Raw genomic sequence first — 26422 nt, 5'->3', positions numbered from 1 at the left:
CTCACGCCTCCTCGGTCTGGAAGGACGTGTGGTGGGCCAGGAACTCCTCCCGCTGTGCCTCCAGCAGGGGCGAGGGTTCGGCGTAGACCTCGGAGAAGATCCGATCAGGTGCGGGTTCGGGCATCGCGAGGCAGAACTCGCGCAGCCGCGCGGCGAGCTCGTCGCCCTCGGCGGTCACCTCGTCGAAGAACTCGCCCCCGACGTGGTGCTCCCGGACGAGGTTCACCCGCACCCGCTCGATCGGGTCCTTGAGCTTCCACAGCTCCAGCTCGTCGGCGAGCCGGTAGCGGGTCGGGTCGTCGGAGGTCGTGTGGGCGTCCATCCGGTAGGTGTAGGCCTCGACGAGCACCGGGCCGTTGCCCGTGCGGCACTCCTCCAGCGCCCAGCGGCTGACCGCGAGACAGGCGAGCACGTCGTTGCCGTCCACCCGGATACCGGGGAAGCCGTAGCCGCGGGCGCGCTCGTAGAGCGGAACCCGGGTCTGGCGCTCCAGGGGGACCGAGATCGCCCACTGGTTGTTCTGACAGTAGAAGACGACCGGCGCGTCGTAGGCCGCCGCCCATACGAAGCCCTCGTGGACGTCGCCCTGGGAGGTGGCGCCGTCGCCGAAGAAACAGATCGTCGCCTCGGCCGACTCGGAGTCCCCGACCTTGCCCTCGAAGCGCTGGCCCATCGCGTAGCCGGCGGCGTTGAGGCACTGGTTGCCGATGACGATCGTGTAGAGGTTGAAACCGGTGGTCAGCGGGTCCCAGCTGCCGTGGTCGGTGCCGCGGAAGATGCCGAGCAGCTCGGTCGGGTCGATACCGCGGCACCAGGCGATTCCGTGCTCACGGTAGCTGGGGAAGGCCATGTCCCCGAGGCGCATCGCCCGGCCCGCACCGATCTGCGCGGCCTCCTGGCCCAGCAGCGGGACCCAGATGCCGAGCTGGCCCTGGCGCTGCAGGGCATTGGCCTCCCGGTCGAACCGGCGGACCAGGACCATGTCCCGGTAGAGCGACTTCAGGGCGGTCGCGTCGACGTCGTCGACGAAGCCGTCGAACCGCGGATCGGATACTCGCTGCCCCTCCGGGGTGAGCAACTGGACGAGCTCGGGCCCGCCCGCATCGGTCCCGCGCAGTCCGGCGAGCACCTGCTCGCGGCTTGGGCGGGACCGGGGATCGACGGGTACCCAGGCCTGGGGTTGCGACACGGTTGCCTCCTCGTGCTCACGACCCGGACCGCTGTTGGCGGCTCGGGCCGACCGGGTCGCCTCACCAGGGTCGCGGCGGAGGTGACCCGGCACTCGATTGTGTTCCTGACCACGATCCTGGCACGACATTAGCCCGCGGGCAGACCGCACTGATCACCACGGTGTTCTGAAGGTCGGACGTCCGACCTTCGTCGAAGCTCAGTGGTGCGGCCCGGGCCGCCGCTGGACCCCGGCCACGCCCTTGACCTTGCTCGCTGCCCCGCCGATCTGACCCGAGTACTTGCCCTTGGTCTGCTTGTCCACGAACTCCGCCGCCTGGTCGACGAACCGGGCGGCCTTGTCGGGGTTCCGACGGGCGTACCGGCGGGCGGCCTCGGCTGCGCTCGCCAGCACGGTGATCCTTCTGAGCAGCGACATCGGTGTCCTCCTTGTGTCCATTACGTCTCGATCACCGAACGAGCAGACCGCACGTCCGGTTCCCGCCCGAGCTCCCCGGGGCGAGTCCGTCACCGGGGCTGCCGGCCCAAGAGGTAGAACTCCGAGTTGGGGCGCAACGCCATGAGATGCGCCAGCCGATTGGACATGGCGAACAGCGCGGTGATCGAGCCGATGTCCCAGATCTCCTCGTCGGTCAGCCCCGCGGCGCGCGCGTTGTCGAGTTCGGCCTCGGTGAGTGCCGCGGAGTCGGTCGAGATCAGCAGCGCGAGGTCCACGATCGCGCGCTCGCGCTGGCTCAGCTCGACGGCATAGGGGTTGGCCGCGACCCGGTCGGCGATCTCCGGATCCTTCGCGCGCACCCGCAGGATCGCGCCGTGCGCGACGATGCAGTAGGTGCAGTGGTTGGCCCCCGACGTCGCGACGACCACGAGCTCGCGCTCGGCCTTGCTCAGGCCCTCGGACGACTCCATCAGCGCGTCGTGGTAGTCGAGGAAGGCACGCAGTTCGGCGGGGCGGCGGCCCAGCGCGCGGAAGATGTTCGGGACGAAGCCGGACTTCTGCGCGATGGGTTCGAGTCGCTCGCGCAGATCCTCGGGCAGGTCCTCGAGTTCGACGATGCCGAAGCGGCTGACCGGATGCTCATCGCTCATGGCTGTCGACGGTAGCCGGTTGCGGCGATCTCCTCCGGACCTGGCTCTCAGGCGCCCTCTCGCCTCACCCGCCGGTCGCCTTTGCGGGGCCGCGAGTCGCCGCCCGTGGGCAGTCGCAGGACCTGGCCGGTGGTGGACAGGTCGCTCTCATCGGCGGGAACCACCAGTGCATTCGCCCGGTACAGCACGCTCAGCAGACTCGGACCGCGGGATGAACGGGCCCCCGGCCCGACGGCCGCCACCAGCCGGGGCGCGACCGCGGTCAGCAGCAGCCGGTCGACGCCGTGTTCGGCGGCGCCGAGCAGGATGACAACATCGGCCGCATCCGGTTCCGGGAGCCTCTCCAGCAGCCGATCCGCCGCGACGAACGACACGAGGCCGAAGCCGCCGCGGCCCGACCGGCTGCCGGACTCCCACAGGTCGGCCAGCTTCGGCGTGGCGACGCGCAGCCTGCCGAGCAGCTCGGTGCAGCGCTGCTCGTCGCGTTGCTCGCGGCGGGCGGCGGCCAGCGCATCCAGGGCAGCGCCGTAACCCGCCGCATCCCGCGCCCGCAGTGCCTCCACCGCCTGCGTGTGCTCGGCCGCGATGGCGGGGGCCGGCGCCAGCCCGGTCAGCTGGTCGGCGTAGCGGTCGAGCTGCCTGGCGGCCTGCTCGGGGAATCCGTGCTCGGCGTAGTCGACGACGTCGGCGGCGATCTGCTCGGCCACGATGACATCGGGGACCGGGATCGGCGAGTTCGGATGGATGAACAGCACGTCGTGGCGCAGCGCACCCACCGAGCGTGCGGCGGCAGCGACCCTGGTCAGCCCCTCGGCCAGCTCGGCCAGTTCGTCGGGGTTGCGCGGCACCGGAATACCGACCTCACGACAACTCGCGTCGATCATCCTGAGGCGCTCGGCCAGCTCGACATGCTCCAGCGCGCGTCGTACCTGCTCCACGGTCTCCGGTACGACGTCGTCGACCAGGAACTGCCGCAGCACGGGCTGGACGTCGCGCTGCTCCGGGGACCGGAAATACGTCCGGGGACGGCCGCCGGCCAGCAGGAACGCCAGGTATCGGCGCAGCAGCGCGGCCGAATCCGCGGGCAGCGGGCCGATGACGGTGATCGGTGGTCCGGTGCCGGCGCGCTCGGCCGCGACGGCCTGTGCGACGTCCTCGACCAGTCGCTCGAACATGGGCCGGTGCCTGCTGTGGACGAGGTCGGACAACAATCTCCAGGTCCAGGCCTGCTCGGTGCGCGGGCCCAGCGCACGCAACGCCCGGACGGCGGCACGGGCGACCTCGGTGACCGCGGCCCGGCGATCGGGTTCGAGGCCGGCGAGCAGCCCGGGGAGAAGGTCGATCGCGGTGCCGGTGCGGCCGCGCTCGGCGCGCCGGCACAGCTCGGCGATCTCGTCGAGACCGGGCAGCCGCGCCGGGGCGGGCAGTTCCTCGCCGCGCCGGGCCTGCCGGGAGGCGGTGGCGGTGGCGAGCAGCCTGCGCAGCTCCCGCTGCTCGGCGGGGGACAGTGCGGGCAGGTCGTCGAGGCAGCGATCCCTGACCTCGACGGGCAACGCCGCGCGCAACGCGACGAGCTCGTCCGGGTCGGTTGCCGTGACGACGACGCGGCAACCGTCGGCGAGCAGATCGGCCACGGCGGCGGCAACCCCGTGCGGCGCGAACCCGTCGAGCACGACCAGGGTGTTGGCCTGCACCGCCGCGGCGAGCGAGGCGTCCGCGGCGGTGTGGGGACGCGCCCGGGGGGAGGCGTCCCCGACGGAGTCGGCGATCTCCTCGGCGAGCCTGCGCAGCCCGGCAGGCGTGGCCCCGGACTCGATGGCCTGGCGAATCTGCGCGCAAGCGGCTTTGGTGACCGTGGCGTCGCCGGATTCGGCGAGTTTCTCGACGAATGCGATCAGATGAGCGTCGTCGATCACGCTCGCCGGTCCGACACGCACCATTTCGGTCACCTCCGCCTGGCCACCGCGAGAAGCGGTGGTCACACGATGTATCGCGCCGGCCCGTGCGTGCGTAACACCGCCGGAACGATGTTACGCACGCACGCGGCTACATACCGAGGCGGAGCTTGAGCGCCTCCAGCTCGTCCCGCATCGAGCTGGGCAGCTTCGCGCCGACCTTCTCGAACCACTCCTCGATCAGTGGGATCTCGGCCTTCCACTCCTCGACGTCGACCGCCATGGCCGCCTCGATGTCCTCGCGCGGAGTGTCCAGACCGTCCAGGTCGAGTGCGTCGACGGTCGGGACGAAGCCGATCGCGGTCTCCGTCGCGGCCGCCGAACCCTCCATGCGCTCGATGGTCCACTTGAGAACGCGGCTGTTCTCACCGAACCCGGGCCACAGGAACCGGCCATCGGCGCCGCGGCGGAACCAGTTCACATAGAAGATCTTCGGCAGCTTTCCGCCGTCGGCGCTCTTGCCGATGTTCACCCAGTGCTGGAAGTAGTCGCCGACGTTGTAGCCGAGGAACGGCAGCATCGCCATCGGGTCGCGGCGGACCTGCCCGAGACCGCCGGCGGCGGCCGCGGTCTTCTCGCTGGACATCGTCGCGCCCATGAACGTGCCGTGCTGCCAGTCGCGGGCCTCGGTGACCAGCGGGACGGTCTCCTTGCGCCGGCCGCCGAACAGGATCGCCGAGATCGGGACGCCCTTCGGATCGTTCCACTCCGGCGCCACGACCGGGCACTGGCTGATCGGCGTGCAGTAGCGCGAGTTCGGGTGCGCGGCAGGCTGGTCGGAGTCGGGGGTCCAGTCCTCGTTCTTCCAGGACGTGAGGTGCTGCGGCTCGCCCTCGAGTCCCTCCCACCAGACGTCGCGGTCGTCGGTCAGCGCGACGTTGGTGAACAGCGAGTTCCCCTGCTCGATGGTGCGCATCGCGTTGGGGTTCGTCTTCCAGTTCGTGCCGGGGGCGACCCCGAAGAAGCCGTACTCGGGGTTGACCGCGTAGAGCCTGCCGTCCTCGCCGAACCGCATCCACGCGATGTCGTCGCCGATGGTCTCGGCCCGCCAGCCGGGAACCGTGGGCTGCAGCATCGCGAGGTTGGTCTTGCCGCAGGCGCTCGGGAACGCGGCCGCGACGTAGTAGACCTTGTCCTCGGGGCTGATCAGCTTGAGGATCAACATGTGCTCCGCGAGCCAGCCCTCGTCGCGCGCCATGACCGACGCGATGCGCAGCGCGTAGCACTTCTTGCCCAACAATGCGTTGCCGCCGTACCCGGACCCGTAGCTCCAGATCTCGCGGGTCTCCGGGAAGTGCGTGATGTACTTGGTCTCGTTGCACGGCCACGGCACGTCGTCCTGGCCCGGCTCCAGCGGGGCGCCGACCGAATGCAGCGCGGGGACGAAGTCCTCCCCGGTGGGGCCGTCGAGCAGGGGCAGCACCGAGGCCCCCATCCGGGTCATGATCCGCATCGAGCAGACCACGTACTCGGAGTCGGTGATCTCCACGCCCAGCTTCGGGTCCTCCGCGTCGAGCGGACCCATGCAGAACGGGATGACATACATCGTGCGGCCGCGCATGCAGCCCCGGTAGAGGTCCTTCAGGATGGCCTTCATCTCCGCCGGGTCCATCCAGTTGTTGGTGGGCCCGGCGTCGGCCTCCTCGGCGGAGCAGATGAAGGTGCGTTCCTCCACCCGGGCCACGTCCTCGGGATCCGAGACGGCCCAGAAGGAGTTCGGTTTCTTCGCCTCGTCGAGCTTCACGAACGTCCCCGCCTCGACCAGCCGGGACGTCATGCGCTCCCACTCGGCGTCCGACCCCTCACACCACTCGATCCGGTCTGGCGTGGTCAGCTCCGCAACCTCGCGCACCCAGGACAGTAGGCGAGCGTTCGATGTAGGGGCGTTGTCGATCCCTGGCACGGTCGCTGCAGTCATCTCTGTCCTGTCTCCTACCTGGCGGGCCACCGCCCGCCCGCGGGAATGCTGACGCCCACCCGGGCCGCTTTCGGACCTGGATGTGGCTTGAAAGGATGACGCGAGGCTACCCGGGACACGCCCTCTGACCCACCGCAAGCGTTGTCGAATGACTCACAGGACCGATCACGTAATCGATTCAGGACTCACGTTCGCCCACATTTGGTGATCGTCCGGTGCTCCGAGGGGCGACCGATGGGACGTGAGACACGCCTATGGGACACCCGCGGGGTCAGCGTCCCAACGAGACCGACGACATGTTGAAGTCGGGCACCCGCACCGGCGGCATCGCCGCGCGGGTGAACCAGTCCTTCCACTCCCGCGGCAGCGCGGCCGTGGTCGTCCCGACCTCCGACGCCCGGCGCAGCACGTCCAGCGGGGAGTAGTTGAACCGGAAGTTGTGGTCCACCTCGGCCACCACCTCGCCGTGCTCCACGAGGTAGACCCCGTCCCGGGTCAGGCCGGTGAGCAGCAGGCTCGTCGGATCGACCTCGCGGATGTACCACAGGCAGGTCAGCAGCAGGCCGCGTTCGGTGCCCGCCACCATCTCCTCGATCGAGCCTGCCGACCCGGTCGGGCCCCCGGTGAGCAACAGGTTCTCGCCGCTCGGGGTGAACCGCGCCCCGGACTCCCGGTACTCCTGGGCCTCGGCGCGGGAGTAGGCGAGCTCGTGCACGACACCCTCGGACACCCAGTCGACGCGGCGCAGCGGCGCGCCGTTGTCGAAGACGCTGATCCCGTCGCCGGAGCGGGTGGTCACCAGGAACGGCTCGTACTCCAGCCCCGGTGCGGCCGGATCGCTGGTCAGCGTGAGCGGCAGCTCGGTCAGCCGCTCGCCGATCCGCGGGCCGTCCGGCCCGGCCAGCGCGCTGCGCCCCTCCTGGGCGGCCCGGCCCTCCATCGACCAGCACAGATAGACCATCAGATCCGCCATCGCCGAGGGCGGCAGCAGCGTCTCGTACCGGCCCGGGGCCAGCTCGACGCGCTTGGCGCCCCAGTCGAGGCGGCGCGCCGCCTCGGCGGCCAGCGTCACGACGTCCACATCGGTGAAATCGCGGGTGGCCGAGCCGGTCCAGGCCGAGCGGGCAAGGTCCGGTGTCTTGACGTTGAGCTCGACCGAGCCGTCGGGCTGCACCCAGCGCCTGCGCACGCCCGCCGACGTCCCGAGCCACACCGTGGTCAGCGCATGACTGGCGAAGCCGTACTGGCGCAGGTCGCCCGCGAGGACGTCGGCCAGCCCGACGGCCAACCCGCCGAAGACCCCGATCGAGGTCTGGGCGGCCGGATCGGACCACGACGGATCCTCGACAACGGCATCGGGTAGCGGGGCGGCGTCGCGGGCGGGTCCGGCATCGCGGGCGGCGCGCTCGCTGGCGGCGACCAGGTCGTCGAGCTGGGCCGGATCGGTGATCGGCACACTGGAGCTGACGACGCCCGCCGCGGTCCCGCCCCCGACCTTCACCAGCGAGATCACCGACAGCCGCCGCGAGGTGGTGTGCCCGTTGGTGGTCATCGTCGAGTTCGCCCAGCGCAGCACCGCCTCGCTGGTCTCCGCGACCACGACGACCCGGCCCGCGACATCGGTGCCGGGCCGGGCGAGGATCCGCTCGACGAGTTCCTGGGCGGCGAGCGCTGTCACTGGCCCTCCTGATGCGTGTTCAGCACGTTCACCCCGCGGAACAGCGCGGGTGGGCAGCCGTGGCTGACCGGGGCGATCTGCCCGGGTTGGGCCTTGCCGCAGTTCATCGCGCCACCCAACCGCCAGCTCGACGGCCCGCCGACCGCCTCCATCGAACCCCAGAAATCGGTGGTCGTGGCCTGGTAGGCGACGTCGCGCAGCTGCCCGGCCAGCGTCCCGTTCTCGATTCGGTAGAACCGCTGCCCGGTGAACTGGAAGTTGTAGCGCTGCATGTCGATCGACCACGACTTGTCGCCGACGACGTAGATCCCGCGCTCGACCCGCGCGATCAGCTCCTCGGTGGTGGTGTCGCGCGCCGGGTCCGGCCGCAGCGACACGTTGGCCATCCGCTGGATCGGCACGTGGTGCGGGGAGTCGGCGAACGCGCAGCCGTTCGAGCGGTCCAGGCCCAGCCGCGGGGCGAACGTGCGGTCGAGCTGGTAGCCGACGAGGACGCCGTCGCGGACGAGGTCCCATTCGGTGGTCGCCACCCCGTCGTCGTCGAAGCCGATCGTGGCCAGGCCGTGCGGGACGGTGCGGTCTCCCGTCACGTGCATGAGGTCCGAGCCGTAGCGCAGCGTCCCGAGCAGATCGGGGGTGGCGAAGCTGGTGCCCGCGTAGGCCGCCTCGTAGCCGATCGCCCGGTCGTACTCGGTGGCGTGCCCGATCGACTCGTGGATCGTCAGCCACAGGTTGGTCGGGTCGATGACCAGATCGGTGGCGCCCGGTTCGACCGAGGGCGCCTTCGTCCTCTCGGTGAGCAGCTCGGGGATCGCAGCGAGCTCGCCGTCCCAGTCCCAGCCCTGCCCGGTCAGGTACTCCCAGCCGCGGCCGACGGGCGGCGCGAGCGTGCGCATCGTCTCGAACCCGCCGGCCGCGCGGTCGACGGCGATGGCCGTGACCGTCGGCCCGACTCGCACCCGCTGCTGGGTCGTCCGGGTTCCGGCGAGATCGGCGTAGAACTTGTTCTCCCGCACCTGCACGAGCGCCGCCTGTGCGTGGTCGACGCCGTCGCTGGCCAGCAACCGCTGCGACCACTCGGTGAGCAGCGCGACCTTGTCCCTGGTCGGCACCGTGAACGGGTCGATGTCGTAGGCCGAGACCCAGACCGCGTCGGCATGCACCGGCTCCGCGACCCGCTCGACGCGCTCGCGCGCCACGGGGGCCAGCGTGCGCGCGACGGCGACGGCCTGCTCCGCGGTGGCCGCGGCGCGGTCCGTGCTCAGTTCGACATGCGAGGCGAACCCCCATACCCCGTCGACCACGACGCGCACGGCCAGCCCGACCGTCGTCTCGTCGGACAGGCCGGTCACGCTTCCGTCCCGCAGATTGATCGACTCCGACCTGATGCTCTCGACCCGCAGGTCGGCGTGCTCGGCGCCGAGGGCGCGGGCGCGGCTCAGCGCCGCGTCGGCGAGCGCCGCGAGCGGCAGGGCCCGGAACTCCGGATCGATCTCGTCGGTCGGCACATCCGCAACCTATCCCGATGGTCCCGGCCCGCACGGCGGGAGCCACCATTCGCCCGCCTCCGGGTCGGGGTCGAACGACCCCGCGCCGCGGCCCGGACCGATCCGCAGGATCTGGTCGGCCAGCCCGTCACCGTCGAGATCGGTGTGCAGCAGCAGGTCGGGACCCTCGACGGTCACGACGGTGTCCGGCTCGCCGTCCCCGTCGGTGTCGAGGCCGTCGGCGACCGGCAACCCCGGCGGTTCGGGATCGCCCAGATCGTGGACGGCCATCGGGGACCGCGGCGCCGGGTCGGGCTCAATCCAGCGCATCGGCAGCCGCCGTCCGCCGGGCGGGCGCCAGCGCCTGCAGCTCGGCCTCGATCTCGGTGCGCCGGGCGGCCACCGCGGCGTCCAGGAGGACCCCGGCCCGCTGCTCGAGGTCGAGCAGGGCGAGGCCGAGTTCGGTGTCGAGCCCGCCGTGTACCTCGGCCACCGCGTCGGCGGACCATCGGTGCAGCCGGGCCCGCTCGGCCGCGACCCACCGCTGCCGCGCCACCAGGACGAACACGAGCAGCACGAGCCCGAGCCCCACCGGCAGCCCCAGCACCGGGATCGTGGCCGCGGGCAGGACCGCGAGCCGCCAGAACCCGCCGGACCCGGATGCGGCGAGCACGCGTCCGAGCCCGGGCAGAGGCTCCGGGCCGGGCAGACCTCCCGGTCTGCCCGGCGCGCCGCCGGGGAGCGAGACCAGCGCCCCGAGCACGCCCCGCTGCGCGGCGATCCGGCGCAGCGCGGGCAGCACCAGAGCCGCGATGCGCGCCCGCAGGTCCGCTCTGGCCTCGTCGGCCGCGGCGGCGAGCAGCGCGGGCAACCGGTGGCGCACGGCCCGGTCGGGGCAGTCGACATACCCGCGGGCCTGCCGGGCCAGCTCCGCCACGGTGCGCGCCACGTCCGCGGCCAGCGCCACTCGGACCTGGGCGCACGCGGCACGGATCTCGGCGCGGTGACCACCGGTGAGCATCAGATGATGGGCGCGCAGCTCGGCGCGCCGTCTGCGTACGGCATCGGCGTAGCGGTCGGGCATCGGCGCAGCGTGGCACCGTGACGGCGCCCACGAGCCCGATCCGCGGCGGCGTTCGCCTTCGGGAACGGCCCCGCGTCGATCAGCCGGTCGTGCCCGGCGCACCGTCCTGCTGGGGCGGCTCCGCCTCCGTGTCAGCCTTTGCCGCCGCCTCTGCCTCCGCCACCAGCCGCGCATAGCGGCTTCCCGCCGCGAGCAACACCAGCCCGGCCCCGAGGAACGCCGCCACCCTGGCGATCCCGTCGAGGGCGACCAGGTCGAACAGGATGAGTTTGGCCACCGCCACCGGAACCAGGACCAGGCCGGCGAGTCGCAGCGCCGGACGACTGATGCCGCGGGCGAGCAGGATCAGCGCGGTCACCGTCCACGACACCGACACGACGGCGTGCCCGACGACGAACCCGGTCCGGTCCGGGGACACCAGCAACGCCAGCGTCACGACCAGGCCCGCCGCACCGTAGAGCGCGACCAGGCCGGCGGGCACCCACAGCTGAACGGTCCCGAGGCCGGTACCACCCAGCACCCCGGCTCGGGCCGCGGCGACCAGTACCGCCACGGCGAACGCGAGCACCAGCGCCGACACCCCGGCCGCGGCGGTCAGCGCCCCGATGTCCGGTGTCGTGGGGGAGGCCAACGGACGGGAGGGGAACTCGACCAGCGTCCGCGGCGGCAGGTGTACGGCCATCGCCATCAGTACTCCGACGCTCCCGTACACCCCGCCGATCACGAGCAGGACCCGGGACCGCAGTACCGCCGCGACCACGACGAGCACGATGGCCTGCCCGAGCAGTGCCGCCGTCCGGCTTGCGCCGTCCAGCAGGATCACCGTCGACTCGAACAGCGCGATCGTGGCCGCCGTCCCCGCCGCGATGCGCCCCGCCCGATCGAGCCGCGGAACGATCGCCGGGACCGCCAGCAGAGCCGCCGCGCCTGCCGCGAGGCCTGCGCCCACGCGGCCGTCGAGGGTCGCGGCCAGTACCAGCGCGGGAAGGGGCGCCGTCACGAGCAGACCGGCAGACGACGGACGCGGCAGCCGGGTCGACGCCGGCAGCGCGGTCGCGATGCGCACGACCAGCAAGGCCAGCACGGCGGCGGCGGTGAACGGCCGGTCGGCGACCGTCCCGGAGGCCGCCGTCAGCGAGCCGTACAGCACTGGCCAGAACCCCGCGAGGACGGCCGGCCACGGCCACCGGTGGCGGAGCGCGACCGCGGTGGCGGCGAGCTCCAGCACGAGCACGAGTACGACCAGGATCGGGACCATCCCGTCGGTGACCACCGGGGCCAGCAGCGCGGCTCCGGCCACGGTGCCCGAGGCGAGCAGCGGCGAGCGCCAACGATCGGCGACGCCGAGGCCACCACCCGCGACGAGCAGGGCGAGCAGCAGCCCGGCGCTGTCGGGCAGGAACTCGTAGAGCGCGGTGGCGGCCGCGACGACGAGGTACAGCGTGGCGATACCGGTGCCGGCCAGTGCCGTCGCCCCGGTCCGTGAGGTCTCCCTGCGATGCAGCCACCAGGCGATGCCGACGAGCCCGACGCCGAGGACGGCCCCGCCGAGCACGCGGGCCCCCGGGCCGAACCACCCGCGCGACGCCGCCAGCGCGAGCAGGAGGACGACCCCGAGCAGGGTGACACCGGCGCCGGTCCAGGCCAGCACCCTGGCCCCGGACAGCGCCGACCGCCGGCGTCGCCCGCCGCCGGCCCCCGAGGTGGCCGGCGGCGGTTGGTCCGGGTACGGCGGCCGCTGGCCCCACGGCTGGGCCGGGTACGGCGCCGGCTGGGGCCCGGCCGGCGCGGGACCACCGTCGAGCGCGGCCCCGCTGTGCAGCGACGACAGCTCGGCGCCCAGCTCATCCAGCCGGCGGCCGAGCCGGCCGAGCTCGGCCGCCACCGCGGCGATTCGGTCCCCGACATTCGGATCGGACATGCCGGTGAGCATGCCGATTCGTGGGCAGGGGATGATGCGGACCAGAACGAGCTTCGCGTCACGAATCGGTCACGTCCCCCATATGGGGGGTACGTGCCAGGCAGTCGCCGAACGCACAGCAACCGGTTCGGCGGGTCGTCGTTGTGAAGATGGAGCGGACCTGTATGGAGGTTGTGTGAGCGCCGTTTCGCCCGTCCGTCCGGCTGTCACACCTGCGCGCGGTCCAGTCGGCCCGCCGCACAGGGCGGTTCCCCCGTACGGCGCGCCGCCACGACTGTTCGGTCCGCCCCCCAACGAGGCCGTGCGCAGGCCTCCGATGCGCAAGCCGCGGCCGCGGCCCTACCCGCGTCGCTCCGCGTTCCCGGCCGTCTCCGTGATCGTCCCGACCCGCAATGAGGCCCGGAACCTGGAGATCGTGCTCCCGGCCATCGCCGCGGTGCGCCCGGCCGTGCACGAGATCATCGTGGTGGACGGGAATTCGACCGACGACTCGATCGGCGCCGCCCGCCGCGCACTGCCCTGGGTTCGCGTCATCACCCAGACCCGCAAGGGCAAGGGCAACGCGATGGCCTGCGGGTTCGCCGCGGCCACCGGCGACGTCATCGTGATGTTCGACGCCGACGGCTCCGCCGACCCCGGGGAGATCCCCGCGTTCGTGTCCGCGCTCGTCGCCGGGGCCGACTTCGCCAAGGGCTCCCGGTTCACCGAGGGCGGTGGCAGCGACGACATCACGTTGCTGCGCAAGACCGGCAACGCCGGTCTCAACGGGGTCGCGAACGCGCTGTTCGGCACGTCGTACACCGACCTGTGCTACGGCTACAACGCGTTCTGGGCGGACCTGCTGCCGCTGCTCGAGCTCCCCGATGTGAACGCGTCCGCGCCCGCCGAGGGCATGCTGTGGGGCGACGGCTTCGAGATCGAGACCGTGCTGAACTGCCGCGTCGCGGCGGCCGCTCTGAAGATCACCGAGGTACCGTCGGTGGAGCGCCAGCGAATCTTCGGCGAGACCAACCTGAGGACCTTCGCCGACGGCACCAGGGTGCTGCGTACGCTGCTGGCCGAGCACCGGCGGGCCGACCGCCGCAAGAAGGACCGCGCCCAGCGCTGAGCAGCGGGGCGGTCACCTGACACCTGGAGGATCCCGCCTCGTGATCGGATACCCCCCCGTGGGTGGCCCGCCCACCGCCACCGTGGTGGTCTGCGCCTACACCGAGAAGCGCTGGGACGACATCGTGGCGGCGGTGACCTCGGTCGCCGCGCAGGACGTCCGCCCGATCGAGACGATGGTGGTCGTCGACCACAACGAGGCGCTGCTGCACCGCGCCTACCACACCTTCGGGCCGCGTGGCGTTCGGGTGCTCCGGAACCAGGGCGCACAGGGCCTTTCCGGCGCGCGGAACACGGCGGTCGCCATGGCCAGGGGCGAGGTGATCGTCTTCCTGGACGACGACGCCACCGCCCGCCCCGGCTGGTTGCGCGCGCTGCTGGCCCCCTACGCCGATCCGAACGTGATCGCGGTCGGCGGGGTGGCCCACCCGCGGTGGCCGGACGGCCGACCGGTGACGCTCCCCGGGTACGCGCCGACCGACCGGAACGCCACCGGCGAACTGGACTGGGTCGTCGGCTGCACCTACACCGGCCAGCCGACCGAGCGGGCCGAGGTCCGCAACCTCATGGGCTGCAACATGTCCTTCCGGGCCGAGGTGTTCAAGCGGGTCGGCGGCTTCGCCGAGGACATCGGCCGCATCGGCAAGAACCCGTTGGGCTGCGAGGAGACGGAGCTGTGCATCCGCGCGCGCCAGGCCTACGCGCGCGACGGGCGCCCGATCCGGATCGTGTTCGAGCCGCGCGCCGAGGTCGATCACCGGGTCAGCGACGACCGGGTCGAGTGGCGCTACCTGCGGCGGCGCAGTTGGGCCGAGGGCCTGTCGAAGGCCGCGGTCTCCAAGCTGGTCGGGAGCGACGACGCCCTGTCCACCGAACGCGGCTACGTCGCGAACGTGCTGCCCAAGGCGGTCGTGCGCGAACTGCGGCGCGGCAAGCTCTCCTCGGCGGCCGCGGTCATGGTCTGCCTGTCCTGGACCAGCGCGGGCTACCTGCGCGGGAAGCTGCCCGGTGCCACCTCGAACGTCCGGCTGCCCGCGGCCGGCCGCGACGGTGCTTGAGGACCGCGCCCCCCGGAACCGGACCGCGCCCGCGCGCCGGGTACCCAGCTTCGTCCACCAGCGCAGTCGGCTCACCGACGGTCAGCACGCCGCGTGGGCGCGGTGGTGGCCGGTGCGCGGCCGCGACGTGCCCGCCCTCGTGTCCGGGCGGGAGCCGTACGACCCGCAGGCCTGGTTCGGCAGGCGGGCGCCACTGGTGCTGGAGATCGGCTCGGGCATGGGGGAGACGACCGCGGCGCTGGCGGCGGCGGCACCCGAGGTCGACCATCTGGCGGTGGAGGTCTACGAACCCGGGCTGGCGCAGCTGCTCATGCGGGCCGCCGAGGCCGGGCTCACCAACCTGCAGCTGCTCCGCGGAGACGCCGTGGAGCTGCTGTGCGCCTGTGTCCCACCAGATTCGCTCGACGGTATCCGGATCTTCTTCCCCGATCCGTGGCCCAAGCGCCGACATCACAAGCGCAGGCTGGTTCAGCCGGCGTTCGTGGCGCTGGCCGCCTCCCGGCTGCGGCCGGGTGCGCCGCTGCACATGGCCACCGACTGGGCGGACTACGCCGACCAGATGCGGGCGGTCTGCGACGCCGAACCGTTGCTGCGCAATACGGCCGACACCCCGGACGGTTGGACCCCGCGCCCCGGATGGCGGCCGATGACCAAGTTCGAGCAGCGCGCCCGCTCCGAGGGACGCGACGTCCGGGATCTCATCTACGTCCGGGTCTGATACCTCAGGCGGGCGGCGGCAGGCCGGGCACCTGCCGGGTGCGTCCGCGGAACTCCGCCACCACCTCCGCACCGGCCCGGATCGTGACGTCGTAGAGCCCCGACCGGCCCGTCTTCGCCCGTTCCACCGCCTCGGCGACGAGCTCGGCACCCAGCGAAACCGGCCGCAGGAACGCGATATCGGCCCCCGACGCCACCGCCGAGGTCCCGTAGCTGTTCGATGCGTACGCCAGCGCGGCGTCGGCGAGCAGGAACAGATATCCGCCGTGGCAGAGCCCATGCCCGTTGACGTGCCGGTCCGCCACCGTCAGGCCGACGCGCGCCCGGCCAGGGGCGACGTCCAGCAGCCGCACGCCCGCACCGCGACCGGCGGCGTCCGCGCGTTCCATCGCCGCCGCCGTGTGCGCGGCGATCTCGTCCGGGTCCTCACCCACGGCTGATCCACGTCTCCTGTAGGTGCCGAAGGTGCAGGCTCCGCGGGGCCGCCGGGTCCCGGTCGAACAGCACGGTGCTGCGCCGTCCGGTGCGGCCGTCCTGGCCGTCCTGCCACTCCTCATAGATGGCAACGACACTTGCCGCATCGACCCTGACGACGTCCACACCGATGATCTCGATCGACAGGCCCGGCGCGGCGCCGTGAGCACCCTCGCATCCGGGCAGCAGATCCTTCCGGCGCAGTAACGCGCCATCCGGGGAGACCATGGTGAACTCGGCCGCATGCGCATCAGCGAACGCGGCGAACGACCCCGGGGTGCGCGGCGATCGGCCCGTCAGCCGGTCGGCGATCGTGCGGTGCGGGTCGGCGATGCGTGCCGCGCACCGGGTCCGCAGGATGTCCGCGCTCTCGTCCATCGCCCCGGATGCTATCCGGCCGACCGGGATAGGGTCGGCCAATGATCTCGACGCGCCCCGCGGTGCGGCCCTCATGACGGCGATCGCACCGGTGGCCCCGACGTCCCGCGTGCTGCTGGTCTGGGACGCACCCAATATGGATATGAGCCTGGGCTCGCTGCTCGGCGCTCGCCCGACGTCGGCTTTCCGACCGCGGTTCGACGCCGTGGGCCGCTGGTTGCTCGAGCTGGCGGGCCCGGACGCGATCGCCGAGGCCTGCGTGTTCACCAACGTCGTTCCCGGCAGCACGGAGGTCGTGCGGCCGTGGGTGGAGGCGCTGCGCAACGTGGGCTTCGCCGTGTTCGCCAAGCCCAAGGTGACCGAGGACTCCGATGTCGACGACGACATGCTGCGGCATATCCAGCTGCGCATGGGCGAGGGGTCGCTGCGCCATGTCGTCGTCGCCTCCGGGGACGGCCGGGCGTTCCGCGAACCGCTGGAGAGCCTCGTCACCCAGAGCACCGCGGTCACGGTCATCGGGTTCCGCGAGTACGCGAACTTCGCCCTGACCTCCGAGGTGATCGACTTCGTCGATCTCGAGGACATCGACGGCGTGTTCCGCGAGCCGCTGCCCCGGATGACGCTCGACACGCTGCCGGACGAGGGGGCCTGGCTGCCGCCGTTCCGATCGCTGCGCTCGCTGCTCGAGCCGAGGCGGTAGGGGCGGGCCGTGTCCCCGAACTCCACGCGTTTCACCGCCCCGATCGCGCTGCCGTGCGACCCGGGCTGCTCGGTGCTGCGCGACGCGGTCGTCGACGTCGGCGCGGACGGACGGATCACCTGGGTCGGCGCCCGCGCGACCGCCCCGGCGTCCGACGCCACGGTCCGGGCGCTCCCCGGGCTGCTGCTACCCGGCCTGGTCAACACCCACTGTCACACCCCGATGACGATGCTACGCGGGATGGGTGGCGACCTGCCGCTGATGCGGTGGCTGACCGGGGTGATCTGGCCTGCCGAGGGCAGGCTGACGGCCGAGGACGTGCACGCCGGCATGGTGTCGGGCTGCGTGGAGCTGCTGCGGACCGGCTGCACGACCAGCGTCGAGATGTACTTCTACACCGACGCGATGATCGACGCGGTGCTCCGCGTCGGCTCGCGGGCCGTCGTCACCCCGTGCGTCATCGCCGGGCCCGGATGGGACCGGCTGGGCAGCTGGGAGGACATGCTCGACGACGTCACCGCACGGATCGACGCGACGGGCCTGCATTTCGGGCCGGGCGAACGCATCGAGCTGGGCTACGGGCCGCACGCGGCCTACACGCTGCCACCGCAGGCGCTGATCTCGACCGGGGAACGTGCGCGGGAGCGCGGGGCGCTGTTGCACATCCACGTCGCCGAGTCGGTGCATGAGGACGCGGACGTCCGTGCGGCGCACGGGTCGGTGCCTGCGCTGCTCGAGGAGCTCGGCGTGCTCGGTGGGCGGGTACTCGCGGCGCACGGCGTGCATCTGTCCGACGCCGACATCGGCCTGCTCGCGGGCCGCGGAGCCGCGGTGGCGCACTGCCCGGGATCCAATGCCAAGCTGGCCGCCGGGATAGCCCGGGTGGTCGATCTGCGCAGGTCCGGTGTCCGCCTGGGGCTGGGCACGGACGGTCCCGGCTCCGGTGACGACCTCGACCTGTGGCAGCAGGCCCGGCTCGCCGGCCTGCTGGCCAGGGTGAGCACCGGCGACGCCGCCGCGCTGCGGGCCGCCGACCTGCTCCTGCTGGCCACCCGGGACGGCGCGGGGGCCATCGGCCGCGACGACCTCGGGGCGCTGGAGCCCGGCCGCTGGGCCGACCTCGTGCACATCGACCTCGACGACTCGGCCTTCGCCGACCCGTCCGACGACGCGCAGCTGCTGTCGAACCTGGTTTGGGCCGGCGGGTCGCGGCTGGTGCGCGACGTCTGGGTGGCCGGTGAACCCGTCCTTGTCGACGGCGAGCCCACCCGCGTCGACCGTGCCGCCGCCAAGGCCGAGGTGCGCACCGTGGCAAGGCGTCTGCACTCGTCCTGACCGCGACTCGCGCTCGGAGTACCGCGACTCGCGGGATCAGGGGCCGAGGAGGGCGTCGAGGTGGTCGCAGGCGAAGCGGCGGTCGGGGTCGAACCGGTCGCGGGCGGCCTGGAAGTCGGCCAGCCGCGGATAGGCCAGCGCCACCTCCGCGAGGGTCCATTCATGCCGGCCCGCCCAGTGCGGGCGGCCGCCCGCGTCGGTGAGCACGGCGCCCGCCAGCGCGAACAACGGCCCGGGGTCCGCGCCTCGGAGACCGCGCAGCGCCACCCACGCCGTCGCCCGGCCCCAGGCGGGATGCAGCCAGCCCGTCTCGGCGGGGCCGACCCGCACGAGAACCGGGCTGCGCAGCTCGATGCGGCGGGCAGCGGCGGCGGCGCCCAGCTCACGCAGGGCCGGGCCGAGCCGCTCCCGGGGCAATGCCCACTCCGCCGCCTCGCCGCGGACCGGACGGCGGTCGATCAGCACCCGATACGCCGGGCCGGTCACCGAGCCGCCCCAGCGAGCGGTACGCCGCAGCGTCGGGGTGAGCCGGGACACCACCCGGCCCAACGCCTCGGCCGATCCGGCGGCGGCGGCGCGCACCAGGTCGCGGCGCCCGGATTCGCGCTCGAGGCCCGGCTCGACCGGATCGCCCCAGCGGGCCAGCGCCTCCCGGCTCGGGAGGTGCAGCACGACCTCGGTCCAGGCGTGGGCGTCGAGCATCCCGCCGTCGGCCAGCAGCTCCGTGGGGTCGCCGGAGTCCTCGTGGACCTGCAGCAGCCGCATCGGCACGGTGCGCAGCTCGACCTCGGTGAGCACGCCGAGCGCGCCGAGCCCGGTGCGCACGGCGTCGAGATCGGGCCCCTCGACCCAGCGCACGGAGCCGGTGCCGTCGACCATTCGCGCGCCGGTGACCTGTGCCGACAACGAGCCGGTCGCCGCCCCGCTGCTATGGGTCCCGGTGCCGATGGCGCCGGCCACGGTGAGCCCACCGGCGTCCGGGATGACCGCGAGCGTGCGGCCGTGCTCGGCCAGCTCGGCGTAGAGGCTCTCGAGTGTCGCGCCCGCGCGGACCCGCACCCGGTCGCCCGCCACCGTGACGACGCCGGTGAGCGCGCGACAGTCGAGCTGGACGTCGCCGGTCACCGCGAGCGGGCTCCACGAGTGGCCGGTGCCGACGGGGCGGATACGCAGACCCCGCGCCGCCGCCCGGCGTACCGCCGCGGCCACACCCGCCTCGTCGAGGGGACGGTCGGTCGCTCGTGGGCGACTCTGCAGCGCGCCGGACCAGTTCGTCCACACCCGGTCAGCCTAGGCCGTCGGTTCCGGCCACGGGATCATGGTCGAGCAGGTCGGCGATCTCGGCGAGGAGCGCGTCGAACAACGGCTCCGGATCGGTCGCGAGGAAGGCCAGCTTCTCGAACACCTCCAGCGCAACCGCCCCGTAGAGCAAGATCCAGCAGCGCAGCAACAGATAGATGGCGTCCGGCCGGATGAGGTGGCGCTCGACCGGGACTCCGGCCTCGGCGAGCCCGGACAGCAGCAGGTCACGCAACGACTCCAGCACCGGCCCGGCCGCAGCCGGCGCCACCGGGGCCGCGGCGGCCAGCCGTCCCGAGGCCAGCATCCCGCCGGTGACCTCCATGAGCACCAGGCCGAACTGGTCGCGCAGCCCGGCGCCGCCCTCGTCCGGGGTGCCGAAGACCAGGGCGAACTCCGCCCGGTGACGCAGCGCCCAGGTCCGGAAGCCGCGGAAGGCCGCGGCCGCTCGCGCCTTCGGGTCACTCGCGGGGACGCGGTCGATGAGGGTTCGCAGGTTGTGCGCGAGGTCGGCGCACACGTCCGCGCAGACGGCGCTGACGAGCGCCGCCCGCGAGGGGAAGTACCGATACAGCGCGGGGGCGGTGAGCCCCAGCTCCGCGGCGATGGCACGCAGGGTGAGGGCCTTCTCGCCATGTTCGACGAGCAGGCCGCGCGCCCGGGCCCGGATCAGGCGCTCGGTGTCGGAGCGCTCCCGGCCCGGCCGGTCGGATGACGATGTGTTCGCCGTCATGCTCGCCATCCTGCCTCTTGTGAACGCCGTTCACCGAGCGTACGGTCGCCGCGGCGGGTGAAGGGCGTTCACCTCAAGGGTGGTGCATGATCGTCACTCGGGAAGCCGGAACCGCGCTCCCCACGGTTCCGGCTTCCCATCCGGAGATCACCGAAGGCCTGTACCGGGATCGGCGCGGTCAGCGGATTGCGGCGAAACTCGACCATCGGGTCCACCGCCCGGGTGCCGGCTCCGGCGGAGCCGGCACCCGGGACGGCTCGTGCTGGCGGCTGCGCCAGCCACCGGCGGTCAGGGCGTGGAAGATCGGCGTCTCCGCCACGATCTCGCTCCGGCTGGCGTGCCGCCCGAGGATCGGGCTCTCCTCGCCGCCCACCAGGAACGCGGCGCGTCGCCGCGCCGCAGCATTGCTGAGGCCTCTTCCCTGCGATGTCACGCGCCGCACCTCCGTATCTGTGGACGATCCAGTACTGCGGCCATGCGCTCACCGGCATCCTCGGCGGGCCCGCACGGGGACGTCTGCGCACCCGCACCACCCATAACGGGGACACCCGGCCGGGGAAACGGCTCGCTCGTGACCGTCACGGCGATTCCCTCAAAAAACACCCGTTAGAGTGAAAGATCGCGCCTTCGCCCTTCTGCCGTGGCTTTCCGTGGAGGTTGTTCCGCTCGGCGACGAGCCGACCACGCCGCGGAGTCGCCGCGTACGAGGGCCGTTCCGTCCGGTAACAACCCCGGCCGTCCGGCCGGCGGGACCGTTAGCGTGCGACGATGAGCGACGACAAGGGCGGCCCCACCTCGGGTTCCGACCCCGATCCGCACGCGGCTCCGCGACCGATCACACCCGAACCCCGTCGCTCCGCGCCCGAACCGCCGGCCGGGGCGAACAGCAGCCTCCCCGAACGCGACGCCGCGGCGCTGGTCCCCACCCCGCTGCGGGTCGTCTCCGAGGTGTGCGCCCGGATTCTGATCATCGCTGCGGCGCTGGCACTGCTCCTGTTCCTGATCGTGCAGCTGCGGGTCGTCGTCATCCCGGTGGCGATCGCCGTACTGCTCACGGCGTTCCTGGCACCCACGGTGCACTGGCTCGTTTCCCGCCGGGTGCCCCGCGGGATCTCGACGGCGCTGGTGCTCGTCGGGGGGCTGGTCCTGTTCGGTGGCCTGCTCTCGTTCGTCATCAACGCTCTGATCAGTGGCTTCGGCGACCTGCGGGAGCAGCTGAGCGCGAGCTTCGCCTCGATCCAGCGGCTGTTGTCCGGGCCGCCGTTCAACATCCCGGCCTCGCAGCTGCAGAACCTGCCCGATCAGCTGGGGCGGGCCATCAGCAACAACCGGGACGCTTTCACCAGCGGGGCGCTCAGCACCGCAGCGACCGTCACCGAGATCGTCGCCGGCATCGCGCTCGCCCTGTTCTCGCTGATCTTCCTCCTCTATGACGGCCCGCGGATCTGGCGGTTCCTGCTGCGCGGGGTGCCGCAGGCCCGCCGCGAGCGCGTCGATGTCGCGGGCCGTCGCGCGTTCGCCTCGCTCGTCGGCTACACCCGGGCCACCGTGCTCGTCGCCATCGTCGACGCGACGGGCATCGGAATCGGGCTGGGCATCGTCGGGGTGCCTCTGGTCGTCCCGCTGGCCGCGCTGGTGTTCCTGGGCGCCTTCGTCCCGACCGTCGGGGCCGTCATCACCGGGGCGGTCGCGGTGCTCATCGCGCTGGTCGCCAACGGGCTGATCCCGGCACTGATCGTGCTCGGGGTCGTCATCGGTGTCCAGCAGCTGGAGGGCCACGTGCTGCAGCCGCTGCTGTTGGGCCGCGCCGTACGGCTGCATCCGCTCGCGGTGGTGCTCGCGGTCGCCGCAGGCGTGGTCATCGCCGGTATTCCCGGCGGGCTGCTCGCCGTCCCGGTGCTTGCGGTGCTCACCGCCGGGACCCGGTCGATGACCGCGCAGACCGAGCCGGAACCGCATCTGATCAACCCCATCGATCCCCGGCAGAGCCGTGCCGTACGAGAGCCGATCGGGCCGCGGAAGCCATCCCGGCTGGCCCGGCTGTTGCGCAGGCTGGTGGGGCGGGAACAGGCAGACCCTCGGTGAGGGCGCCTGGCCGAGGGTTCCGGGACAGAGCCGTGCCGGACGGCCGTCAACCCAGGGCCGTGGCCGCAGTGGCCAGCAACGAGATCGCGATGAGCAAAGCGCTCGCGGCGAACATCGGAGCCACCGCGACGACACCCCCGAACGCCCCACAGCCGGTGATCCGGCTCCAGCGCGAGGGCGGATCGGCGGCCGTCGCCAGATAGCGCAACCGCCTGTCGACCGCGTTCCTGGCCATGGCCAGGGCGTGCTCCGGGGCGCACGCTCCGGTGACGGTCATGAGCGCGTTGCGCACCGCATCGGCGCCGCAGGCCCGGACCGCGCTGATATCGGCCACGAGCTCGACCTGTTCGCGCAGGTCGCGGCGAGCCGACTGGAACAGCCGGACGAACGGGAAGGCGCGGGCCAGCACGTCGGCGGCCGCGACCAGCAGATGGTGCCGGCCGCGCAGGTGCGCGCGCTCATGGGCGAGCACCGCGTCGAGCCCCAGAGGCGACAGCCGGCGGCGCAGGCCGTCCGTGAGCACCACGGTGCCCGGCCGCCCACCCAGGCTGAACGCGGCCGCCCGATCGGACTGCAGCCAGAGGATCGAGGGCCCGCGCCGCGGGCATTCGACCAGGTCACCGACCATTCCCAGAACCTCGAGCTGGCCGCGGACCCGGGACCGGCGGTGCAGCGCCTCCCGCAGACCGACCCACAGCACCCGGACCAGCGCGGCACAGCCGAGCATCGCCGCGGCCCAACCGGCCAGGCGATAGACCACGAACTCGGGTGCGTGGCGCACCGCCGACCACCACGGGCTGCTCACCAGCCCGGCCAGTCCGTTGTCGACGAACCGGGCGGGCAGAGCAACCATCACGAGTCCCGTGCAGGCCGTGCCGAGCACGCCCGTGAGGACCAGGATCCAGCCGACGATGACGACGACCGGGTCGACGGCGTGCTCGGCCATGGCCCGCAGCCCGCGAGGGGCCGCGACCGCGACGATCGTGGCGCCGAGCAACAGTGCGATGGCGACGGTCATCCGCGACTCCCGGTCGAGTCGCCGTCACCACCACCGAGCGCATCCCGCAGCACCGCGGACTCATGCGGCGAGACCGAGCGGACAAACCGCAGCAGCACGGCCTCGACGTCGTCCGAGGAGTCCAGCAGATCTCGAAGCGCCTTCGCGGTGACCTCCTCGCGGCTGGCGGTGGGCCGATAGCGGTAGGCCCGCCCGCCCATCTCACGCTGAACCCAGCCCTTGCGGTGCAGGTTGTCGAGCACGGTCATCACCGTGGTGTAGGCGAGCTGGCGGTCGCGGGTCAGCTCCTCGAGCACATCGCGTACCCGGCGCGGCCCCGTTGCCCGCCAGAGCACATCCATGACTGCAGCTTCGAGCGCACCGAGACCGCGCATGTCCCCTCCCGCCGAGAGATAGAGCCGGCTCCCGTCGGGACGGCCACTCACACGTCCATCGAACGGCAGCGAATCGATGTTTCAGCTGGCCGCGCTCAGCTCCATCACCGTGGGTGAGGGGTCGAGCACCACCCACCGCCCGCCGGCGTCCTCGACGCCGGGCAGCGCGCCACGTACCTCGTCCGCGAGGCCCGCCAGGAACAGCAGCACCCGGTCGGGGGCCCGGGCGACCAGTTCGGCGGGCGAGACGATCGGGATCCGGGTACCGGGCATCCGTTTGCCCTGCTTTGCCGGGGAGGCGTCGGCGATGGCCTGCAGTAGGTCGGCGTCGATCCCCGCGTGGCAGACCAGCGGCACCGAGCGGGACGCGGCCCCGTAGCCGAGGACCAGCCGTCCGGCGGCGCGCTCGGCGGCCAACCAGTCCCGCAGCTGTACGGCGGACGCGGCGTCGTCCTGCAGCCGGCGCACCTGCGTGCCATCACAGACGCCCTCGGCGCGTTCGGACTCGATCAGTGCCCGGGTCGCGGCGTCGGGCGCCGGCGTGCGCGTCGCGGTGATCAGCACGGTGCCGCCCGCCAGCGGATACCACCAGGCTCGGTGCACGCCGAGGCCGTGCCTGCGCAGCGCCCCGTCGAGCGCGGGCACCGACCAGTAGGCGAAATGGCCGTGTCGCAGGTCGTACCACTGACCGGTGCGGAGCATGGTGGCGAAGCTGTGCAGCTGGATGACGAGCGTTCCGCCGGGTGCGAGCGCCGCGGCCCTGGCCCGCAGCGAAGCCTCCTGATCGGGCTCGTGCAGCAGGCCGTAGCAGTCGATGACGAGATCGGCGGGCCCAGACCCGATCTGCTCGACAAGGCCGCGGTCGACGAGCCGGGACAGCCATGACTCGCCGTGTGGACTGCCGAACTCGACGACGGTCGCCCCTGGGCGCAACAGTTCCTGCTCGCCCATCCGCGCGATCGAGCGCTCGGTCTGGTCCAGCATCGCCTGGGGTTCGATGCCGGGAACCTCCTCCACCGCATCGGCGTCCTCGACGAGCTGGGCGAGCCCGCAGGCGCGACACCACCACATCCGGAGCAGGTGGGCGGGGTCGGGCAGCGGCTCGGCGACCGGCGGCATCCGGTCCCACGACGGCTGCCGTCCGAGGTCGAGAACCACCTCACCAGCGGACGAACCGCATGATCGGCAGCGGAAGGGAAAGGTGCCCATCACCGGTCCTGATCTCGCCGATTGAGTATTGGGGTCAGTACTAAGTGTGATCGTAGTACGTGGTCCGGCGCGGCTTTCGTCGACCACCGCGGACGGGATCGGCACAGCTCAGCGCCGGGTCAACTGACCGTTGCGACGGCCGACGGCCGATTGCCGGGGTCGCCCGGCGGGGTTAGCGTGCCCCTCGTGGGGGAGATCGTGGCGCTGCGCGAGGCCGTGGCCGAGCTCGTGCACGACGGCGACACCGTGGCGCTGGAGGGCTTCACGCACCTGATCCCGTTCGCGGCGGGCCACGAGATCATCCGGCAGCGCCGCCGCGACCTGACCCTGGTCCGGATGACCCCCGACCTGATCTACGACCAGCTCATCGGCGCCGGCTGCGCGCGAAGGCTCGTGTTCTCCTGGGGCGGCAATCCCGGCGTCGGGTCGCTGCACCGGCTGCGTGACGCGCTCCGTCACGGCTGGCCGGTCCCGCTCGAGATCGAGGAGCACAGCCACGCGGGAATGGCCAACCGCTACGTCGCGGGCGCCTCCGGGCTACCGTTCGCGGTGCTGCGCGGCTACTCCGGAACCGACCTTCCGGCGCACTCCGCAACGATCTCCACGGTCACCTGCCCGTTCACCGGGGAGAATCTCGCCGCCGTTGCCGCGCTCAACCCGGACGTGACGATCGTCCATGCCCAGCGGGCCGACCGAGCCGGCCATGTGCAGATGTGGGGGATCACCGGGGTGCAGAAGGAGGCCGTCCTCGCCGCGCGGTGCTCGTTGGCGACCGTCGAGGAGATCATCGACGAGCTCACGCCGGTACCCGACGCGGTGGTGCTGCCGTCCTGGGCCGTCACGGCGGTCGCGGAGGCTCCCGGCGGCGCCGCACCCTCTTACGCCCTCGGCTACTACGAGCGCGATAACGCCGCCTATCTGGCGTGGGACGCGATCAGCCGCGACCGGGAGCGCTTCGCCGGCTGGCTGCGCGAGCTGGAGGCGGCATGAGTTGCCCTGGGTCAAGCCGCGGCCGATTGGTCTTGGTTGAGGACGCGTTGGAGCGCGTGGTGTCGGCTTGGGTCGTAGGGCGTGGGAGTGGTCCAGCAGGCCCAGATGATGTTGGTCCGGGCGCGGGCGGGGACGCGGACGGCGTGCGGGTGGTCGTGTCCGCGGTCGCGAGCTCGGCGGTAGAGGTCGGCGGCCCAGGGGTTGGCCTTGACGCTGTCGCCGGCGAAGTCGCAGAGCGCGTCGCGGAGTTGCTTGTCCGCGCCCCAGCGGAAGCCGAGGGCGCGGATCTTGCCGGACTGCCGGGTGGAGGGTGCGACGCCGGCGAGGCAGGCCAGGGAGTCTGCGGTGGGGAATCGGCCGCGGGTGTCGCCGATCTCGGTGAGCAGCCGGGCGGCGCGCAGGGTGCCGGCGCGGGGCAGGCTGGTGAAGATCGGGGCGTCGGGGTGCAGGGCGAGCTGCTCGGCGATCCGGGCGGCGAGCGCGTCGATCTGCGCGTTGATCGCGCGCAGGGTGGCGACGAAGGCGGCGGTGACCGCGGCGGCGGTGTCGCCGGCCGGGCCGGTCGCGCCGCGGGGGGCGCCGGTGAGCCGCTCGTGCAGGGTCTGCGCGGGGGTGCGGCCGCGGT

General features: G+C 72.6%; 26 protein-coding genes. 7 read left to right on the top strand and 19 right to left on the bottom strand.

Annotation, left to right across the window (positions count from 1 at the left end; translation table 11 throughout):
- Position 1: 1 nt before the first annotated feature.
- The 10 genes from G567_RS0125765 to G567_RS31605 form a co-directional block, all read right to left on the bottom strand.
- Positions 2 to 1189 carry a thiamine pyrophosphate-dependent dehydrogenase E1 component subunit alpha gene (locus tag G567_RS0125765; protein ID WP_051233571.1) on the bottom strand — a complete coding sequence of 396 codons (1188 nt, stop codon included), beginning with the start codon at positions 1187 to 1189 and terminating at the stop codon, positions 2 to 4.
- Positions 1190 to 1387: 198 nt separating this feature from the next.
- Positions 1388 to 1606, bottom strand: coding sequence for an antitoxin (locus G567_RS0125760; RefSeq protein WP_028932163.1), 219 nt, complete (start codon positions 1604 to 1606; stop codon positions 1388 to 1390).
- An 89-nt stretch (positions 1607 to 1695) separates the two neighbouring features.
- Complete coding sequence (locus tag G567_RS0125755) at positions 1696 to 2277, bottom strand: peroxidase-related enzyme (protein WP_028932162.1); 582 nt, start codon at positions 2275 to 2277, stop codon at positions 1696 to 1698.
- Positions 2278 to 2324: 47 nt separating this feature from the next.
- Positions 2325 to 4217: a hypothetical protein gene (locus G567_RS0125750; RefSeq protein WP_028932161.1), complete on the bottom strand. Its 1893-nt coding sequence runs from the start codon at positions 4215 to 4217 to the stop codon at positions 2325 to 2327.
- Between the two features lie 106 nt (positions 4218 to 4323).
- Positions 4324 to 6150: a phosphoenolpyruvate carboxykinase (GTP) gene (locus G567_RS0125745; RefSeq protein ID WP_028932160.1), complete on the bottom strand. Its 1827-nt coding sequence runs from the start codon at positions 6148 to 6150 to the stop codon at positions 4324 to 4326.
- 271 nt (positions 6151 to 6421) lie between these two features.
- Entirely contained in the window at positions 6422 to 7828 is a 1407-nt protein-coding gene (locus G567_RS0125740) for a metallopeptidase TldD-related protein (protein WP_028932159.1), read from the bottom strand.
- Positions 7825 to 9336, bottom strand: a complete 1512-nt coding sequence (locus G567_RS0125735) for a TldD/PmbA family protein (protein WP_028932158.1) — start codon at positions 9334 to 9336, stop codon at positions 7825 to 7827. The genes G567_RS0125740 and G567_RS0125735 overlap by 4 nt, the downstream gene beginning before the upstream one ends.
- 9 nt (positions 9337 to 9345) lie before the next feature.
- Entirely contained in the window at positions 9346 to 9645 is a 300-nt protein-coding gene (locus G567_RS31610; protein ID WP_147201193.1) for a hypothetical protein, read from the bottom strand.
- Positions 9632 to 10399, bottom strand: coding sequence for a hypothetical protein (locus G567_RS0125725; protein ID WP_028932157.1), 768 nt, complete (start codon positions 10397 to 10399; stop codon positions 9632 to 9634). The genes G567_RS31610 and G567_RS0125725 overlap by 14 nt, the downstream gene beginning before the upstream one ends.
- A gap of 79 nt (positions 10400 to 10478) precedes the next feature.
- Complete coding sequence (locus G567_RS31605) at positions 10479 to 12320, bottom strand: DUF2339 domain-containing protein (RefSeq protein ID WP_084796465.1); 1842 nt, start codon at positions 12318 to 12320, stop codon at positions 10479 to 10481.
- Between the two features lie 301 nt (positions 12321 to 12621).
- Between G567_RS31605 and G567_RS31600 the strand changes: the two genes are divergently transcribed.
- From G567_RS31600 to trmB, 3 genes are read left to right on the top strand one after another with little or no spacing between them, the layout of a single operon-like run.
- The gene (locus G567_RS31600) at positions 12622 to 13428 is read left to right on the top strand and encodes a glycosyltransferase family 2 protein (RefSeq protein WP_245585803.1); all 807 of its coding nucleotides are present in this window, start codon (positions 12622 to 12624) and stop codon (positions 13426 to 13428) included.
- Positions 13429 to 13468: 40 nt separating this feature from the next.
- The gene (locus G567_RS0125710) at positions 13469 to 14485 is read left to right on the top strand and encodes a glycosyltransferase family 2 protein (RefSeq protein ID WP_245585802.1); all 1017 of its coding nucleotides are present in this window, start codon (positions 13469 to 13471) and stop codon (positions 14483 to 14485) included.
- Positions 14478 to 15203, top strand: a complete 726-nt coding sequence (gene trmB, locus G567_RS0125705) for a tRNA (guanosine(46)-N7)-methyltransferase TrmB (RefSeq protein ID WP_028932155.1) — start codon at positions 14478 to 14480, stop codon at positions 15201 to 15203. Before G567_RS0125710 ends, trmB begins: the two co-directional genes overlap by 8 nt.
- Positions 15204 to 15207: 4 nt before the next feature.
- Here the strand turns inward: trmB and paaI are convergent, their stop codons facing one another.
- Together paaI and G567_RS0125695 are read right to left on the bottom strand one after the other, a co-directional pair.
- Positions 15208 to 15636 carry a hydroxyphenylacetyl-CoA thioesterase PaaI gene (gene paaI / locus G567_RS0125700; protein WP_028932154.1) on the bottom strand — a complete coding sequence of 143 codons (429 nt, stop codon included), beginning with the start codon at positions 15634 to 15636 and terminating at the stop codon, positions 15208 to 15210.
- The gene (locus G567_RS0125695) at positions 15629 to 16054 is read right to left on the bottom strand and encodes a DUF4440 domain-containing protein (protein ID WP_051233569.1); all 426 of its coding nucleotides are present in this window, start codon (positions 16052 to 16054) and stop codon (positions 15629 to 15631) included. The genes paaI and G567_RS0125695 overlap by 8 nt, the downstream gene beginning before the upstream one ends.
- A gap of 73 nt (positions 16055 to 16127) precedes the next feature.
- On the opposite strand from G567_RS0125695, the gene G567_RS0125690 reads away from it, so the two are divergent.
- Positions 16128 to 16754, top strand: a complete 627-nt coding sequence (locus G567_RS0125690; protein ID WP_028932152.1) for an NYN domain-containing protein — start codon at positions 16128 to 16130, stop codon at positions 16752 to 16754.
- Positions 16755 to 16763: 9 nt separating this feature from the next.
- Positions 16764 to 18089, top strand: coding sequence for an amidohydrolase family protein (locus G567_RS0125685; RefSeq protein ID WP_028932151.1), 1326 nt, complete (start codon positions 16764 to 16766; stop codon positions 18087 to 18089).
- 36 nt (positions 18090 to 18125) lie between these two features.
- Here G567_RS0125685 and G567_RS31595 read toward each other — a convergent pair whose 3' ends face one another.
- From G567_RS31595 to G567_RS0125670, 3 genes are all read right to left on the bottom strand, one after another.
- The gene (locus G567_RS31595) at positions 18126 to 19370 is read right to left on the bottom strand and encodes a D-arabinono-1,4-lactone oxidase (protein WP_084796460.1); all 1245 of its coding nucleotides are present in this window, start codon (positions 19368 to 19370) and stop codon (positions 18126 to 18128) included.
- Between the two features lie 4 nt (positions 19371 to 19374).
- Positions 19375 to 20121, bottom strand: a complete 747-nt coding sequence (locus tag G567_RS31590) for a TetR/AcrR family transcriptional regulator (protein ID WP_051233567.1) — start codon at positions 20119 to 20121, stop codon at positions 19375 to 19377.
- A 178-nt stretch (positions 20122 to 20299) separates the two neighbouring features.
- On the bottom strand, positions 20300 to 20554 hold the full coding sequence (locus G567_RS0125670; RefSeq protein ID WP_147201194.1) for a hypothetical protein: 255 nt from the start codon (positions 20552 to 20554) through the stop codon (positions 20300 to 20302).
- A gap of 335 nt (positions 20555 to 20889) precedes the next feature.
- Between G567_RS0125670 and G567_RS31585 the strand changes: the two genes are divergently transcribed.
- Complete coding sequence (locus G567_RS31585) at positions 20890 to 22206, top strand: AI-2E family transporter (RefSeq protein WP_084796458.1); 1317 nt, start codon at positions 20890 to 20892, stop codon at positions 22204 to 22206.
- A 46-nt stretch (positions 22207 to 22252) separates the two neighbouring features.
- Here G567_RS31585 and G567_RS0125660 read toward each other — a convergent pair whose 3' ends face one another.
- The 3 genes from G567_RS0125660 to G567_RS31580 all read right to left on the bottom strand — a co-directional run bounded on the left by G567_RS0125660 (position 22253) and on the right by G567_RS31580 (position 24807).
- Positions 22253 to 23224, bottom strand: a complete 972-nt coding sequence (locus G567_RS0125660; protein ID WP_028932149.1) for a M56 family metallopeptidase — start codon at positions 23222 to 23224, stop codon at positions 22253 to 22255.
- Entirely contained in the window at positions 23221 to 23598 is a 378-nt protein-coding gene (locus G567_RS0125655) for a BlaI/MecI/CopY family transcriptional regulator (protein ID WP_028932148.1), read from the bottom strand. Before G567_RS0125655 ends, G567_RS0125660 begins: the two co-directional genes overlap by 4 nt.
- A gap of 81 nt (positions 23599 to 23679) precedes the next feature.
- Positions 23680 to 24807, bottom strand: coding sequence for a methyltransferase C-terminal domain-containing protein (locus G567_RS31580; RefSeq protein WP_037058254.1), 1128 nt, complete (start codon positions 24805 to 24807; stop codon positions 23680 to 23682).
- A 186-nt stretch (positions 24808 to 24993) separates the two neighbouring features.
- Here G567_RS31580 and G567_RS0125645 point away from each other — a divergent pair, with 186 nt between their 5' ends.
- Positions 24994 to 25797: a CoA transferase subunit A gene (locus tag G567_RS0125645; RefSeq protein ID WP_028932147.1), complete on the top strand. Its 804-nt coding sequence runs from the start codon at positions 24994 to 24996 to the stop codon at positions 25795 to 25797.
- Between the two features lie 11 nt (positions 25798 to 25808).
- Here G567_RS0125645 and G567_RS0125640 read toward each other — a convergent pair.
- Positions 25809 to 26422, bottom strand: a 614-nt coding sequence (locus tag G567_RS0125640) for a transposase (protein ID WP_028929901.1), incomplete at its 5' end; no start/stop codon positions are given.

Source organism: Pseudonocardia asaccharolytica DSM 44247 = NBRC 16224 (assembly GCF_000423625.1).
Taxonomy (GTDB): Bacteria; Actinomycetota; Actinomycetes; order Mycobacteriales; family Pseudonocardiaceae; genus Pseudonocardia; species Pseudonocardia asaccharolytica.
Note: the sequence above shows the minus strand (reverse complement) of the source record. Positions and strands in the feature narration are given on the sequence as shown.

What these genes read in the sequence shown, in the direction of transcription:
- G567_RS0125760 (WP_028932163.1), bottom strand. Translation starts at nt 1,606, where the DNA reads ATGTCGCTGCTCAGAAGGATCACCGTGCTGGCGAGCGCAGCCGAGGCC.
- G567_RS0125755 (WP_028932162.1), bottom strand. Translation starts at nt 2,277, where the DNA reads ATGAGCGATGAGCATCCGGTCAGCCGCTTCGGCATCGTCGAACTCGAG.
- G567_RS0125750 (WP_028932161.1), bottom strand. Translation starts at nt 4,217, where the DNA reads ATGGTGCGTGTCGGACCGGCGAGCGTGATCGACGACGCTCATCTGATC.
- G567_RS0125745 (WP_028932160.1), bottom strand. Translation starts at nt 6,150, where the DNA reads ATGACTGCAGCGACCGTGCCAGGGATCGACAACGCCCCTACATCGAAC.
- G567_RS31610 (WP_147201193.1), bottom strand. Translation starts at nt 9,645, where the DNA reads ATGCGCTGGATTGAGCCCGACCCGGCGCCGCGGTCCCCGATGGCCGTC.
- G567_RS0125725 (WP_028932157.1), bottom strand. Translation starts at nt 10,399, where the DNA reads ATGCCCGACCGCTACGCCGATGCCGTACGCAGACGGCGCGCCGAGCTG.
- G567_RS31605 (WP_084796465.1), bottom strand. Translation starts at nt 12,320, where the DNA reads ATGTCCGATCCGAATGTCGGGGACCGAATCGCCGCGGTGGCGGCCGAG.
- G567_RS0125695 (WP_051233569.1), bottom strand. Translation starts at nt 16,054, where the DNA reads ATGGACGAGAGCGCGGACATCCTGCGGACCCGGTGCGCGGCACGCATC.
- G567_RS0125690 (WP_028932152.1), top strand. Translation starts at nt 16,128, where the DNA reads ATGACGGCGATCGCACCGGTGGCCCCGACGTCCCGCGTGCTGCTGGTC.
- G567_RS31590 (WP_051233567.1), bottom strand. Translation starts at nt 20,121, where the DNA reads ATGACGGCGAACACATCGTCATCCGACCGGCCGGGCCGGGAGCGCTCC.
- G567_RS31585 (WP_084796458.1), top strand. Translation starts at nt 20,890, where the DNA reads ATGAGCGACGACAAGGGCGGCCCCACCTCGGGTTCCGACCCCGATCCG.
- G567_RS0125660 (WP_028932149.1), bottom strand. Translation starts at nt 23,224, where the DNA reads ATGACCGTCGCCATCGCACTGTTGCTCGGCGCCACGATCGTCGCGGTC.
- G567_RS0125655 (WP_028932148.1), bottom strand. Translation starts at nt 23,598, where the DNA reads ATGCGCGGTCTCGGTGCGCTCGAAGCTGCAGTCATGGATGTGCTCTGG.
- G567_RS31580 (WP_037058254.1), bottom strand. Translation starts at nt 24,807, where the DNA reads ATGGGCACCTTTCCCTTCCGCTGCCGATCATGCGGTTCGTCCGCTGGT.